This is a genomic window from Rhizorhabdus sp., from assembly GCF_018006725.1.
GTDB lineage: Bacteria > Pseudomonadota > Alphaproteobacteria > Sphingomonadales > Sphingomonadaceae > Rhizorhabdus.
In genome coordinates this window covers 34,845-51,754 of record NZ_JAGMXV010000007.1, presented here as the reverse complement: position 1 = coordinate 51,754, position 16,910 = coordinate 34,845, and the positions used below count along the sequence as shown (strand labels likewise).

Genomic DNA, 16,910 nt, shown 5'->3' with positions numbered 1-16,910 from the left:
CCGATGGTCGGCTGGCCGAGATCGTCGCCAATGCCGACGAGCAGCTCGAATCTGCTTCGACGGTAATCGCGGCGCTCGAGGCGGGATTCGCCGATGCCCAGGCGCGCGGCGAGGACATGACGGTCTATGAAGATGCCCGCGAGCTGCTGGATAACGCAGCACGGGCACATGGCGAAGCCATGTCATCGCGTGAGTCATTCGACCGGCAGAGCGGTTTCGTCCGCCTCGACGCAATCGAGCAGGTGCTGGACCGGCTTTCGGCCACCTGGGAACGGCTGGCGCCGCTCCGCGCGGCGATGGAGTCCAGCATCGCTCACAACGATCGCGTCGAAGGCCTCGCGCCGGAGTTGCGGGCCGAGGCCGACGCGCTGCGCCGCGCCGAGATCGCCCGCGACGCGGAGATGCTCCGGGAACGGCGCGCGCAGTCGCGTCGGCTCGAGGAAGTCTTCGCGGACGTCGATCAGGCCTATGCCGACCCGATGGGCGAGTTGGAGGCGCGTGCGCGCCATCTCGAGGCGGAGATAGGGCCCTACGATCCCTCTGTCGAGGCCTGGCGGACCCTGCAGGCAGAAGTGGAGAGCCTCGAACAGCAGCGAACCATCGCGCTCCGAAGCTCTCTCGAAGAGGCAGGGCTGGCGAATTCCGTGACCACTGTCGAGCTTAACGGCCATCAGATGTTCATCGACGGCAAGCTCGCGCTCGACGCCGAACTCGTCGAACGCGCTGCGCCTTTCGGCTATCAGCTCGACGCCGCCGGCCGCTGGCGGCCGGAAGCGGTGCAGCGGTCGGTCGAGCTCGTCGCCGAACTGATGGCGAAGTTTGAGGACCCGGCCGGGCCGGCGCTCGCCATGAACGGTGCCGCGCTGCTGCCGCTGCAGGCGGCGCAATACACGCTCGCGGCCACAATGGCCGCCGACCCTGGCGACACCGCAACAATCGCGGCAGCGCTAGCCAACGTCGACGAGATCTATGCGAACACGCGTCTCGTGGTGCCTCCCGGTGCAGACGGGCCGCCCGCTCCGGCGCCCGAGGCGGTGGGCTGGGACCTGTCGGCGCTGGTGACTGCGCTGCCGGTCTCTGCGACGCACAAGCAACGGCTGGCGGCCGAACTGCGGCCTGCCCTCTCGCTGGTGGCAAACCGTCATGCTCTCTGGGCCGCCTACAACGCGGCCCAGGCCACGATCCGGAGTGGCGGCGTGCCGCCCCTGGCGCGCCTCGCCGGCGAGTTCGGGGTCACTCGTGCAGGGGATCCTCGCGGCCCGGTGGCGGGGGCCGAGGATCATCTGCTTTACGATATCCGTCGGATGATCCGGGAGGGCAACGAGCTGCTGGCGCGGCACGGCGCAGCAACCGCGAGCGGGCGCCCCGTACAGGTGATGATGAGCGCCGCCTGGGACGAGCAGCTCGGCGGGTCCGGGGACCTCGATGCCGTTCTGGCACCGTCGCTGAGAGACAGCGGCGACCGACGCTTCGCGCTCGGCGCCTCCCTCGGTGCTGGGGAGGGTCTGGTTGCAACGCCGGCGACCCGGCAGGGGCCGACGGTCCGCGTGATCGTCACGCTGCCGCCGCCGCTCGATCGTCGCGACGCGGCCGCGCGTGCATCGGCCATTGCCGAGCGCATGGCCGACGTCGTCGGCATCGCGTCGGCCTCCATAGAGCTCGGCCAGGGCGAGCGGACCGCTCGGCTCGTGTTCGAGGCGGCGACGGTCGAGCTGGCAATCGCCGCGACCGGCCGGCTCGCCGGTCACCCCTTGGTAAGCCTCGTGCTTTCGGAAGATGCCGAGCGGCCCGGCGGCAGTTACATGGGCGATCCAGCGGCAACGCTGCGCGACCGTCTCGCCCGGGACGAGGCCGACGCGAGGGATGGCCAGGGAGAATACGTGGTCTGGGCCTACCGCGCACCTGATGGCGCGGATCTGGCGGCGATAGCGCAGGCGGCCGGGACCGCCCCCCGCCGGATCCTCGATCAGGACGATGCGCTGGTCGCCGAAGCGCTCGAATGGACCGCCGGATCGCTGGCCGAGGGGGGCAGAATTGCCGGGCGCATCCGCGCTCTCACCGGGGTCTCCGCCGGCGTCGAGTACCGCGAGGGTGGCAGCCGGCTGCGCGACGACGTCGACGCCGCGGTTGCCGCGCTCGGGCGCGGCGACACCGCAGGTCTGTCCTTGCTGGATGGCCTGGCCCGCGCCAGGGCCGACCGGCTCGGCTTTCCGGATCTGCTGACCAATCAGGCACGACCGGATCCGGTTCCGATTGCAGCCCGGGCCTCCGGTCGCGATAGCGACTCCCCGTCCCGCAACGCCTTCGGCGTGTGGCGGGCGGTCGCCGGCAGCTGGCTGCGCCGTCTCGAGGCGGCTGTTGCGACGGCCGGCAGTGGCGCGGTCGGGCGGCTGGGCCGCTTCGGCCGGGAGCCGGCGGCAGCCTTCGCGCTCGGCGGGCGGGAATACGGTGAAGATGCCGCCGGCCTGGCGGTCACCGGCGATCGCCTGCACCTGCGCGGACCGGGGCGTCACGACGTGTATCAGGTCGTCGGTATCGACGCGCGCCGTCGCCTCGTCACGCGGCCCGTCCCGGGCGAGCGGGCCGGACAGTCGACCTCCTTCCCGGTCGAGACGGCGATCTACGGCTATCGCGGCGCCGGTCCGGACGGGCGCGGTGCCGGTTTCCTCCGCATGACAGGCGATGGAGTCAGTCGCATGGAACGACGCGCAGCCTGGGCCGCCGCCAATGCCATCCAGGCCCGGAAGCGGCGCGACGCAGCGAAGCATGGCGGGCCCGCGCTCGACGCGCTCGCGTCCGTCGACGCCGCTCATGCCCGGCTGTCGCGCGCCGAGCTGGGCAACTTGAAGTCGGCGATCCGCGCGCTCGGCGATCTCGAGCTCGGCTATGCCGACCGCCGCGAGCGCATGGCTCAGGGGATCAGCCAGGCGATCGGTCCGCAGCTGCTGCGGCGCCTCGACTCGTGCGTCGCCGGGCCGGCGAGCACCGAAGAGCTTGCGCGCGCCTTCGGTCTTGGCGTCGAAGTGGTTTCAGCCTATCGCGTGGCGACGATCGCGGGGGCGCAGGCGGCCTCGCGCAGCCTGTCGCTCATCGATCAGGCGCGTCAGTTCGGGCTGCAGGTCAAGGCCAAGGAGCTGACCGGCTCCCACCGCGCGGGGCGCGCGACCCTGGCCCAGTACCGCCAGGATCTGCTGGCGCTGGCGCGCCGGATCAATCCGACCGTCGCGGTCGAGTTTGTCAATGGCATCTTCCATGCGCCGACCGAGGAGAATGTCGCGACCGCGCTGGCGTCGGGGGCCACCTCGGTCGCTGACGCCGTCCACCACCTCACCGAGAAGGGGGTCGCCGGCGAGTACCTCGCAGCCCGGAACCTCGCTCGCCTGTCGATCGACGTCACGAGCTTCGACCCGACCGATACCGCCGCCCATGAGATGTGGCACTCGCTCGAGACCCTCCTGACCGAGGCCGAGCAGCGGGCGCTTGCCACCAGGTTCCCGGCAACCGGAACGGTGACGCATATCGAGCGCACCGCCTACGCATTCGGCGCCTGGGCGGCGGCACGTGTCCGCGGCGAGCCCATTCCACTCGATGTGGCCGACAAGCATGGGCTCGCCCCGGCCGGCGCCGGGCCCGCGGCGACTGCGCTCGCGGAGCGCGGCTTCGAGACGATCGAGGGCGTTACCGCCGGGGTGCGCGCGTCGCTGCGCTCGGCCGGCGTGACCAGCGTGGCGCAGGTCGATGCGATTTTCGCCTCGGCTCTCGCCGGCGACATTGGCAAGCGTGCGGTCGCGCGCGATCGCGCCGCCGCGGCGTGGCCATCGATCAGGGCGACGCTGCCGGCTGACGTGTCGGCCTATCTCGACGGCGCTTATGGCGGCGAGGCTGCGGCGGGAGCCGCCTTTGCGCGCGCGATGGCCATGCACGTCGTGGGGGAGGCCCCGGCGGATCCCGTGATCCAGGTCCTCGTCGATCACCATGCGCGACGGCTTGCCTTCGCCCTCGATCGCGGGCCGGACGAGAGTGCCAGTGTCCCGGCAGCATTCGACCCGTCGGCGATGCGCCCGCTGCATGCGCTGTCGGACACCATGCGCGCCGCCCTGGAAGCGGAGGCCGCGCCGTTCCTCGCCGAGGGATGGCAGCTCTCGGTACTCCCGGTCGGCAAGCACCAGATGCCGGCGCTGGTCCGGAACGACCACAGCGCCGGGATTCTTGTGCAGATGGACGATCCGGGCAGGGAGCCTCGTTTCATTGCCCGCGCACTGGTGGAGGGCATAGCCGGCGAGCCGGGTCCGACCGCTGTCGGATCGGGGGTCGAGTTCATGACCGTCGCCGGTGCCGCGGCCGGTCTCGAAGCCATGGAAGCCGTGCTCGCTGACGGCTGGCGCCAGGAGCTGACCGGACCGAACCGGATCCGGCCATTCCTGGAGGCGGCACGAAGCGCCCAGGCTGGCGCGATGCGGGCCGATCAGGCTCGATACCTCGAGCTCAAGCTCGCCGATCCGGCTACCGGGGCGGCTGGATTGGCCTCGGCCGGATTCGACGTCGGCGCCACCTACTGGATCCATGTACCCGACGATCAGGTGCCGACGCTCGATATGGTATCGAGCAATCGTCGGATGGCGATCGTCTACCCCGACAGGCAGAGCGCTGCGGGCACCGGCTTTTTTCGCCAGAAAGTCGCGCCGGTCTACCTGCGGATCGGCGCGGTCGCGGATCTGACCGATCCGGCGGCGGACCCGGAGACGCAGGCCGTCCTCAAGCGCTTCTTCGAAGCCAACCAAGAGACGCTGCGCGATATCCATTTCAACCAGCTGGCGACGCGGGAGGACGGCAAGCGCCGGGGCGGCCTGGCCAGTCTGTCCGACGACGACTGCTGGAAGCTTGCGCAGGAATATGACTATCCCCGTTTCGAGGCGCTGATCGCGGATGGAGCATGGGACCTCGCGGTCGGCGACATGCACGGCGACGGCGTGCTGGCGCTCGCGGCGGAGTACCGTGATGCCGGGGTCTCGGCCATGCGCTACCGGATGCAGGACGGTACCGCGAAGCTGGCCGTCCTTGACGGCCGCGACGTGTCGCTTGCCTGGGATCGTGTGCCGGCAGCGATCGAAATGGCAACGGCCGAGCGCGCGGCCGAGCGCAAAAATCTCGAGGCCTACAACGCGCATTACGACGAGCAGGTGTTGGCGGAGCGCGTCCGCGAGCGCGAGGCGGACATCGCCGCGTTCGACCTCGCCGAGGTGCGGGCGCTTGGCTTTGATACCTCGACGGCTCATTGGCACCCGGTCGCGAACGCTGTGTTTGCCGATCTCGACGGCGTGGCCGACGCCAACAGCCGCGGGCGGCTGCATCTGGTCTATGCGAACCGCGAGCAGGCGCTGGCCCAAGGCCATGCGCTCTACCGCAACGGCGAGCAGGAGGCAGTGCCGGTCTACGCCCGCCTCGGCCGATTGGCGGAAATCGGCAGTGATGTACCGGCCGCTGCAGGTCAGGTCATCACCGCCATCCACGAAGGCAACAGCCAGGTTCTCGCCGAGGCGGGCATCGCCGATGCCGATGGCCTGACCCGGCTGGTCCAGCAGGGCCGGTGGAACGAACTCGGCGGCGCGGGTCCGGTGCTGTTCTACATGGTTCTCGGCGAGCTGCGGCGCCAGGGCTTCGATTCCGTCTCGCTCCTCGGCCCCGGGGCCGTGAGGACCCTGGTGGTCTTCGAGGAGGAGAACCTGACGCTGGCGCTCGACCGGCTGGAACAGGGACCGGTCGCGCGCCTCAGCACGCGCCTTGACGGCACCCCGGCCATCGGCATGGGGCCGCGCACGCGCAACCTGATGCTCGGTGCGGCGCAGGCCCGCCAGCTCTTGATCGAGCAGCGCGCCCGGGTCGCCGAGCGCGCGGGCCAGGACGAGCGCGCCGCTGATCTGAGGGAAAGCGCGACGGCCCTTCAGCCACTCACGCTCGAGGAGATAACGGCCAATGTCCGGCTCCTTGTCGACGAGGACACGATCGTGCTCCTGCGCCAGGGGGCGGATTTCGTCGCGGTCGACGCCGATGCGCGCCGCGTTGTCGCCGCCGGTTCGGGCCTGCGGCTGTTCGAGTATGCGGCAGGCGACATCCGAACGGAGCGGGCGACACTCCTGTCGACCGGCGACCCGGTCGCGGATTCGCTTGCGATGACCCGGATGGCGCAGGCGGTCAACGCGGCCGGCGCGAAACTCGCCTTCGTGTCCATCGACGAGCACGGCCAGGCGGACATCCGTCACTGGACCGGCGAAGGCTCTCCCGAGGTGCAGCAGATCGCGCCGCATGAGTGGGCGGATCTCGCGGCGACACTGTCTGCGCGGGTGGCCGAGCGCGCGGAGGCGGCGGAACGCCGGGCCTCGGCCTGGCGGGAGGTGGCCGAGCTCGCCGATCACTTCACGGACCTCTCGATCGCAGCGCGGGCCGACGAGGTCCCCGTCCTGGAGTCGGCCGGCAGCTACTACGTGTTCGGGGCCAAGGCCGATGCGCTCGCCACCCGGTCCGCCGCCGCCGCCGCGGCGCTCGCGACTATCGAGCTCGATGGCGGCCGCAGGGTCAGCCAGATCCGGGTCGATGCCGCGGGGCTCGACGGGATCGCGCGCGATGCCGCGCGCAGCGGTCTCGCCGTCTCGATCGCCAGCGGTCTCGATCGTGCCAACTGGACGCCGATCGGCATCGTGGCACGGCAGGCAGGTCCGACGCTCAACCCGGTCCCGGAGAAGGCGATGCAGCAGTACGGTCCACAATCGCCCGGCAGCCGGGGCGAAGCCGGCCAGAATCCGGCGGGGCAAAATCAACAGGGCAAGGCTCAGACGGCGGACAGCGTGCTGCGCAATATTGCCCCCGGAACGCTGCGGGTGCCGGGAGCGCCCAGCCAGCCGGTACAGGGGACGGGAACGGCAGCGCGGGGCGCGGACCCGCTTGCAGCGGCGCCGGCCGATCCGGGAAACCCGGCAGGGTCCCGCCGGGACGATTTTGTGCGATCGATGCTGCTCCGGCGCTTCGGGAACGACGCCACTCGCATCACCCAGGCCACGACCGAACGGGCCGAGCTGGTCGGGCGGCACAAGATTGCCGTGACCCTGGCCCTCGCAGAGGGCCGTGACATCGCTCCCGAGGTGCTTGCCGACTACCTACCTGCCGAGGTCGGTATCGACCGCCCGACGGCAGAGCAGCTTGCGGCCTTCGGATTTGCCGTCACCGAGCCGCTTTATCTGGGTGGTGATCGCGCGATCCGTGCGATCGCCGATGGCCCGGCGCCGACCCTGCTTGCGCCGAAGCCAGAGGAAGCACTGGCGGCGGGGCCGGCGCTCAGCGCCTTCGTCCTGCGCTCGAGGCGGGTCGCGGATCTGCGCCCAGGACGGCTCGATCACGATGTGCGGATGGTCCTCACCGAGTGGTACGGCGCGGCCCGCGACAAGTATCGCCTCCCCGCGCTGCCGGAGTTCTTTGCCCTGATCGAGCGCGGCGCGCTCGTCGAGCACCAGGCCGCAGCCATGGCCGGGCGCGGCGAGGCACCCAATGAGGTGGCCGCGCGTGCACTGCAGCGCGATGTGCTGTCGGCGCTAAAGCGCGCCGGCTATGACACGGCCAGGATGATCGATGCGGGCGTCGAGGTCGTCGGGGTGCTCGCAAGCGGAATCGCACTGCCGCAGCCAGGTACCCAGGAAGACCAGCTTGCCGCGGGCGCCGAGCAGTCGACCCGGCCCGCGACGCAGTGGGAGGCGCCAGCTACGGGCGCGGTTGCGAGCGCGGCCGTGGCTTACGGACAGCAGGCGGCGAGGGGACCGGCCGCGCCGGTGACATTCGGGTCCGCGCCACCGGGCGCTCCCCCAGCGGCGCAGGCGCCGGGTCTTTCGGCGCTCCCGCCACTCGCGGCGGCTCAGGCCGGTGGCGGCGCGAGGTCAGCGTTCGATCTGCCCAGTGCGACCGCGTTCGGCCAGCCCGCAGCCGCTCCCGCCATCACCCTCGCCGGACTGGATTCGGCGCGTCAGCCGCAGGCGCCCGAGCTCGCGGCATCCGGCCCAAATCAGCCCCCTGGGAGGCAACCGATGCAGCAGGACTCGACCCCGGAAGCCCGCGCACTCGAACAGCGCCTGGGCGAGATCGTCGCCCAGTTGAACGAGCTCGACCCGAAGACCCCGCCGGCCGACATCGCCGCGCTCCTCGCGGCGGATGCCGAGCCGCTCGGCCTGGCGCGATCCGAACAGCTGGCCTCGCTGATCTATCGCGACGTCGGCGGCGAGCAGGCAGGGGTCTGGCCGCTCCAGAACGGCTATGTCCTGTTCCGCGACCCACAGTCCGGTAGGATGTCGGCGGCGACGATGGAAGCGTTCGGCCAGATGATCTCGCCCCAGGGTCTGCTCGGTCGCGATCCGGAGGCCGCGCGGCGCTTCCCTCCGCAGCTGCTCGACGCCTTCCTCGACTATCTCGATTCCGGTCGCGCGACCGATCCCGATTTCGCCGCCGACATGAACGATCTGCGCGAGGAGGTCCAGGCGATCATCTCGGAAGCGGCGCCGGGCACCTCTGTCGAACTCGCCAGGCGTCTCTATGGCGAGCAGGCAACCGTCACCGAATCCGGGGCGCTCGGCCCGGACATGCAGCCGGTATCGGGCCTCTATTTCGACAGTCTGCGGCTGATCGCGGTGTCGATGGATGCGACGCGTGGCGACCCGGCCGCGACCGCCTACTACGAGGCCTATCGGATCCTCGAACCGCTGTTCTCGAACAGCGAGCGTCAGGCCCTCGCATCGGCGATGCCGCTGATCGAGCAGGCCCTCGCTGGTCTCGATCGCGAGGAGGCGCAGAAGGAATACGACGAATTGCGCGCCGCGCTCGAGCGAACGCCATCGGACCATCCCTCGCATGCGCGCATCAAGGGTCAGGTCGAGGACCAAGCGGCGCTGCTGGCCCAGGCGGTCAAGGCCGAGGCGGCGGCGGGCCTGCCGGCGACGGTAAACCAGGCCGCTCGAACCCGCGAAGTGTTCGGCCGCTTCGCCGCCGCGGCCAGGCGCGGCGAGGCTGAGGCGATCATGGCCCGCGCCGTCCGCCTGGCGGCCTCGGGCTCTCCCGCAGGAAGTACCGTCCTGCCGCCTGCCGGTACCGGACGCTTCGGGACCCATCCCCGGGCCGGGGTTATCGCGCCGGCGCCGGCGTCTGCCTCGGCCGCAGGCCGCTGGCAGGCAGCGGCGGCCAGGGTCCGGGAGGTGGGCACGAGCGTGCTCGCCTGGACCGGCCTGTTCAGGAAGATCGACGACGCCCATGAGCGCCGCGACCTGAAGACCTTCCAGCAGGTCGTGGCCGACTCGATGCGCGGCGCGATCGCCCAGCGTGCCGAGGTCTTCGATACCGGCTCGGAACTGTCGTTGCGGGAGGCGTCGCGGATCGCGCGCACCGCCAATCTGCCGCGGCTGGCCCAGCAATACGATCAGCTGTCGCTGCGTCTGCGCAGCCGGCCGATCTCAGCCAAGAAGTTAGTCGAGGATCTGCGCCAGCGCATTACCGACGACCGTATCCGCGACGCGGTCCTGGCCTGCGGTTTTCATCGGGTCGCGGACAGCGCCGATCTCGGCCTGCTCGCCGACACCCGCGAGAAGGCGCGGAAGGTCCTGGCGCTCGCGACGTCGCCGACGCCTCAGCGTGCTGCGGGCCGCGGCCGCGCCGGCGAACGACCGGAGGCGTCCGCGGCCAGGGTCGGCTCGCGTCCGCTCGGCGGCGAACCTCCTGTCGCAGCGGCCTCGCCGGCTGCCGCCCAGTCGGGCGCGCGCCCTGCAGGTCCCAGCAGGCGGGCAAGCGAACTGACGATCGGATTCTGGACCCAGGCCGAATTCATCGCCGGGGCCCAGCAGCGGCGGATACCTGTCGGAGTAGTGGAAAAGCTCGGCGTCGGCAATGTCGTCCAGCGCAATCTCGACGGCACGCCCGTCGTGGACAAGGTGATCTACGGCCCGCGCGACACGCCGCATGCCAGTGTGTCCCTGACGGATCCCGCCCTTTCGGCCGGGCTGCCCGCGACATTGACGGACGTGCAGAAGCGCGATGCGATCCTGCAGCGAGCGGTGCAGGAGCTGCACAAGCGGGTCCTGGTCGCCGAGCTGCAGGCGGGCCGCCGGATCAGCGAGGCCAATCTGCAGACCTATCCTGATCTAGCGCCGCTGGTACCGGCCTGGCTCTACAATGACCGCGCCGACGTCGTGGCGCCGCGATCGCGAGGGTCTGACGTCGGCATCGCGCAGGCCGTGGCGCGCATCGGCGAGCGCCAGCTCGGGCACAGCCCGTTGCAGTTCGCTCTCGGCCGGGATGAGGCCGGCGAGCCTGTCATTGCACCGCCTTCGATGCGCGAGGCGCTCGCTGCGGCGCGCAGGTTGCTCCCGGCTGGGGCTGGGCAGGCGGAGCTTCAGGTTACCAGCGCCGGCCTGCTCGCAAGATCCGCTTCCGGTGCGGCGGCCGCAGTGCCGGCGCATGACGGTGGCTGGCACGTGCATCGGCCGACCACCGACGGGCAGGCGCGGCTGATCGGCAACTTCGCGCATCCGGTCGACGCTGCCGGCGCTGCCCTGGCGCTGGTCGCCGGCGGAGCAAGCGATGCCGAGATCGCTGCCGCAGCGCCCGGCGCCAGTCCCGCGCCGACGCTTTTTTTGCGCCCAAGGCTTGGCCGATGGGGGTACTACACCGCGCCGCGCCCCGATGCGCTCGGAGGAGGTCTCAGCGTCTACTTCTCCGCCGATGGCAGGCGCTTCGATCCGATCGGCCCTGCGGCGGATCCCGACCAGGCACGCGAGATTGCCGACGCCCACAACCGGACGGTCGGACCGGAAGCCGCCTTCACGCGCTGGGAAAACCGGCTCTACGGGGCCGGGTCGGCGGCGCTTGGCGTCCCGCTCGGTCTGCTCGCCGCGCAGATGGTGGACAATTCGACGGGCGGCCCGGCGATCGCGAGGGCACTTGAACTGGTCGACCAGCATCTGAGCCAGGCTTTGGCAACCGCGCCCGGGGCTGACCCCGCGCAACTTTACGCGCGCGCGATCGACACCCTGGCAAGCTCGATCGGTGCCGCCAACCAAGCGGTCAGTATCGAGATGAGGGAAGCCGGCGAGGTTGCGGCCGGTTACCTTGCCCGGCTCCGGGATACCGGGGTCGATCCGACGGCGGCCATCGGCCACACGGCAGGGCATATGGGGGTGGATGTCATGCTGGCCGACAGTCTGCATCGCGGCAACGAGGCGATCGCCGCCGGAATGAAGGCCCTACCCGACGCGATCGGCGATGCGGCGGCGGCGCTGGCCTCCCACCTCCAGCTCCCTGCCTGGCTGGCCACCGAAAACCTGTCGACCGCCCGCGAGCTCGCGTCCCAGGCGGTGGCGCGGGCCCAGGCCGAGCTGGCTCAGTTCGGCGCCCCCACTGCGCGCGAGATCTACGAGGCCGCCGAGAAGCAGTTGTCCGAGCTGGTGCTGAGCGGCGATCTCTGGCGCAACCAGGACTTCGGCGACGCCGACCGTGTCCTGGTCCAGTCGTGGGATCTGGCACTGGGACATCTCCGCTTCCTGAAGGAAGCCGGCATCGATCCGGACCGTGCTGCCACCTATCTGCGCCATAGCGACGCCGGGACGGCTTTCCAGCCGGTTGCCGATGCCGCGGGGACGGTCGTCGAAGCCGGCCACCGGGCGTGGAACGCCGCGGTGGCACAGCTCGAATCGACCGCCCATGCCGGTTCGATCCTGGTCGGAGACGTCCACGTTTCCGCCGAGAGCGCGCTTGGCCGGCTGGCCGCCTCGGGACAGGAGGCGGCCGCTCAATGGCTCGGGGTCTTCGAGCAGCAGGGAGTGGATCTACTGCGCCAGGGGGGCGAGCAGCTTGCCGTGTGGCAGCACGAGCTGGGCGTCGCCGGCGAGGCGGCGAGATCGTGCATCGCGAACGCGGTGCCGGCGGCGCTCGAGCGTCCGCTCGGGCAGCGATTGTTCGACTTCGTGACCGATGCCGGCGCCGTCGATCGCGTCTCGACCGCGGTGGGGCGTGCGGTCGATGCCTGCAAGGCGGGGGCGGAGAAGGGCGGCGCGTTCGCGCGCCTCGGCCAGCACGCGGAGAGCCTGATGCAGGCGGCCGGCGATCTTGCCACGCGCGTGGGCGTGCATCTGCAGGCGTTCAGGCAGGCAGTCGAGCAAGCCACCGGGGTCGATGCGGCAATCCTCGCGGACCATGCGAAGGACATGGCGCGTGCAGCAGGGCATGCAATGGGCGTTCAGTTCGCTCTCGGCCTGCCCGATGGCGGTGAAGCATCGCACATGGAGACGCACCATGCGGGCCACGTGCTTCCGGCGATGCGGTTCTATCTCGGCACTGGGGCGACGGCGCCCGGTCCCGCGGCCAGCCTCGAGGAGATCGCGCGCGAAACACTCGATTTCGCAGTTGCGAAGGGTCTCTCGCCCGAGGCGATCGCGGCAGCGGTGCCGCAGGTTGCGGCCCGCCATGGTCTAGCCCTCGCGGTCGGCGCCGGCATCTCCGAGGATGCACGGCCAAAGCGTGCGGCCACGGCGAAAACGGTGCGGGAGGCCGCGACGACACTCGCCCGCGATGCGGCCTTGGCCGAGGCGCTGGCCGAGGTCGGGGCAATGCAAAATCCGGTGCTCACCCGGGCCGTAGCTGCCCGCAAGACTATACCGTACACCGAGATCGTCGAGCGCCGGCCCCGCGCGATCCGCCTGATCCTCGAAGCGGGCGGGGCGCCGGTATGGTTTCCGGCCGATGCGATCAAGATTGACGCCGCGGCATCGACCGTCTCCGGCAGGGCGTCGCTGATCGATCGCAAGGTCGCTGAGGCGGCTAGGCGCGACGCCGGAAACCGGCTGATCTCGTTGCCGGAGGCCGCCTGGTCGGGCAAGCGCTCGGCCGGCTACGACGTGCTGTTCGAAACCGATGGGGCCGAGCCGGTGGAGGTGAGGATCTTCCTGCCGAGAAGTGTCCTGGTCGAGGAAAGCGCGGCCCCCGCCTGGATCGTCGGCCGCGCCGTGGCGGAAGCGATGGCGCGGCTCGACATCGTGCTCGACCGCCCGGAATCCTGGACCACGCTGGATCTCCGGGTATCCGACACCGGCAGACCGCCGGTGGCGATGACGGCGGCCGACATCGCGGCAGTGGCGGCGCCGTCGACACCCGCCCGCCAGCTCAAGCTGGCCGACCAGCTTTTTGGCGATGAGGCCGCCGAGCCGGGAGCGGCACTTGCGGAGATCGGATTGCGGGTCGCCGGCATCCTCGCCGATCACGACAGCGCGACGGCGGGCCTGCACGAGGCGATTGCCGCCAAAGATGCCGAGATGGTGTCGGCTTGGCTATCTGCGGGCGCCGACCCGAACCGGACCCTCGACCCGGCTTCCGGTCCGGCACTACACTTGGCCGCCGGGGGCGACCTGGCGTTCGCGCAAGAGATCGTGCCGATCCTGCTTGCGGCCGGCGCAAATCCTGGTCAACGCCGCGAGTCCGATGGAGCCTCCCCGCTTGACGTCGTTTACGACCGGGAGGCGCAGGCGGCCCGGGCGGGGCGTGATGCCACGATGATCCGTGCGGAGTTGGAACGGATCGCATCGACCAAGCGGGCGCCACAGCTCTATTTTCCGGAATACAACGCGCAACTGGTTAATGCCGCCAGAACACGCTCCAACGAGGGATTTGAAATCGCTCTCGCGCGTGGAGCCGATCCGAACGCTATTGTCTCAGGTCGCAATACCGTGATGCATCTGGTTGCATCCGACCTCAGGCTCGCTGCCAAACTGCTTCCCGACCTCGTTCGTGAAGGCGGAGACCTCGACGCGGTCGGCGATGACGGCCGGACCGTACGGCGGGTGCTCGCTGACGCAACAGCGCTAGCCACAGCCGCGGCTCCGCCCGATGCGGTCTCCGCGCTGAAGCGCTGGCTCGACCGCGGTCACGATGCGACCCTCCCGGCTGAAGGGAGCAGGGAGAGGCAAGGCAGTCTCGTCGAACTGGTCGGTTCGATGAACCCGGACCTCCGGCAAGTTCGGGAACTCCTGGCCGGAGGCCAGAATATAGACGAACGTCGCCGCGAGGATGGTATGACCGCGCTCCATGTTGCCGCTGAGCGCGGCGACCTGGATGTCGCGGCGGCCCTGATCGACGCGGGGGCCAGGCCTTCCGTCAGAGACAATCGCGGGTTGACCCCCTCCGAGGCAATGGCGGCGGCCGCGGCGAACATCGACCTGCCGTCGCGGCTGCTGCAGGACCGGCTCGAATTGGCCGAGCGGTCGCCGGACCTGGGCGAGACCGTCGGTGTCACGGCCGATATCAGGTCTCCGCTCATTGAGATCGACGGTACCGAGCTGGATTGGGCGGCCGCGGTCAATTCCTTCGTCGCGGACGGGACTGGGCCGCTCGAATTCAGGACCGCGGCCATCGAGCTGCAGGCGGGGCTTCCGGCTAGGGAAGTGACCGTGTCCGACGACTCTGACCAGGTCAGCCTGGTGTTCGAGGTGCCGAGATCCGAAGTCGCCCAGACCGTCGAGCGCCTGTCGGATCATCCTGACGTCGACGCTGTTCGCGTCGCCGACGGCGGCACCGGCCTGGGGGCCGATCCCGTCGATGACCTTGCGACGGCGATCAACCGGCGCGACCCGGATCGGGTCGCGCGTATCCTCGCCGAGCTGAAGGAGCTCGGCACGGCGCAGCAAGTCGTCAATACCGCCCATCCTTTGGCCGATGGTATGGCGGCAGTCCACAATGCCGCGGGCAAGCCCGAAATCCTGCGCTTGATCCTCGAGGCGGGCGGCGATCCGCACCTGCGGACCGTGCCACCCGGCGAGGGTCTGCAGCCGCTGCATTTCGCGGCAAGAACCCGGTCCCCCGAGAGTGCGCGACTGCTGATCGATGCCGGTGCTGATCCCGGGGCACCGGATGACCTCGGATACACGCCGATCGGCATGGCAAAGGCAAATCTCGCGGCTTCGGCCAAGTATCACGCCCACGCGGCGGCCCGGGAGGAGCATCGGTCACAGGGCAGCTCGCCTGCGGCCGAGCCCAGCGCCGAGGTCGCGCGGCTGAAGGACCAGCACGAGACCAGCAAGCGGCTCGTCGAGACGATGGAGTCTGGCATCGAGCGCGATGGGGCCGCAACGGCGGCGGAGGTTTCGCCGGCGCCGTCCGCCGGCCGCGCCGAGCCAGGGGATGGAGCACCCGAGGCAATCTCGGCCGATCAGGCTGCCCCCGTCGAGGTGAAAGCGGAGCCGACCGTTTCGGCCGTGGATAGGCTGTTCGGCGGCCTGTGGCAGCGGGCGATCGGTTCGTCGGGCTTCCGGTTCAAGCTCGACGAGGCCGCCGGCGCGGTCGACGTGGTCGCGACCGGCGCCGTCGCCGACCGGGTTCAGGCTGCCCTATCGGCTCAACTCGGGCCGCCGCACCGTGCGTTCGCCCCGGCCGAGGGCGAGGGCATTCAGTTCGAATGGAAGCGCGTCTCGGCCGAGCGAATGGGCGACCTTCCCGGGCACCTCGAAGATCTGGCTGCCGACAGGCAGGCCGCCAGGAGCGCCGGACCCGTCGTCAACCTGCATGAATTGCGATCGGCCCAGGCGCGGAACGACGCGGCGCAGGCCGAGCGGCCTCAACGCACTTACCTCCATGTCCCCGGGGGGCAGGAACTCTCCGCCTGGCAGCTGGGGGCCGATCGCGATCCCGCGGCCGGCATGTTCTACGTCACCGCTTCGACTTCGGCCGAACAGCGCCAGGCCGTGCTGTCGACCTTCGAAACCTATGACCGGGCGAAGGCCCGATTCACCTACATCGAGGTTCCCCCGGCCGCCGAGGACAGGAGACGGGCGACCGCCATGGGTGCGACCTGGGATTCGATCGCCGGCCAGTTCCGGCTGGGGGACGGTCAGCCCCAGGACCGCCAAGCGGCCCTCTTGCGCGTTTACCCTGCGGCAAACGCCTCGCAACGGGACGCCAGCGACCAGCGCAGGCACCAGTTCCGCCTCGACGAGCAACAAGCCTTCGTCGCGGCCTCTCCGGCTACGGCCAAGCTCGCGGAGTTCGGCCCTGCCGCTCCGCCTTCCGCACCGAAAGAGGCGGGAGCTGTCGACACCGGCCTTGTCCGGGCGGCCGATCGCCGCAATGCGGCCGACCTCGAGGACGAGCGTGCATCCGCCGGCGACAAGGCAAAGGGGGGCGAGAAGACGCCGCACGGCATTGCCGAGGCCGTCATCGAGGCGGTGACGGAAACCGGCGGCCAGGTCCGCGGCACGGCCACCGGGGCGCTAGCTCGGCTTCGCGCGGCCCGCACTCGGTCGCAGTTGCCGGCAGCGGCCGCCGAGCGGTCCATGACCGGGCACGGAGACTTGCCTGCCCGGCAGCCTGCGGCCACCGCCATCCCGACAGCCGTGCGGGCGGCCACCCCTGCCGTCGTACCGCTCAAGGTGTCTGACAATGCCGATCGGGGTGCAGTGGCCGATAAGCTCCGGAATCTCGATCTGGCGACCCTCAGGGAGATGGGCAAGGCCACCGCAGCGCGGGTCGGTGAGGTATCGAAAAGCCGCGGTCCGACCGCGGCGATCTTGTCAGGCGAGTTGACACGAGGCCTGAACATGATCAACGACCAGATGACCGCGAGGGGGCAGGACAGGATTGAAGTGTTCCGGGGCGATGCGGCCGCAGCCGCGCCGCGGCGCCCGCAGCGTGAGCGCGACTGATGGAGGCATCTGCGATCATCGGTGCCTTGTCGGGCGAGAGGCCGTTGCGCCTGGATCGGGAAGGCGCGCGTCTCGCCCTGGCGCATCTTGCCGTCAACCATCCGGAGCTTCTCGCCATGGGATTGGCACGCGCCAGGGCGCGTGCCACGGCGGCGGGCCGAAGCACCGCCGCAATCGATCGGGCCAGCGAGCGCCACCCCT

Annotated in this window: 1 protein-coding gene; it reads left to right on the top strand. The window is 70.5% G+C overall.

Translation table 11 applies throughout. The features are described 5' to 3' along the window. Window positions 1-179 precede the first annotated feature (179 nt). Window positions 180-16,709 carry an ankyrin repeat domain-containing protein gene (locus KAY22_RS02390; RefSeq protein WP_296619548.1) on the top strand — a complete coding sequence of 5,510 codons (16,530 nt, stop codon included), beginning with the start codon at window positions 180-182 and terminating at the stop codon, window positions 16,707-16,709. The last annotated feature ends 201 nt before the right edge of the window (window positions 16,710-16,910 follow it).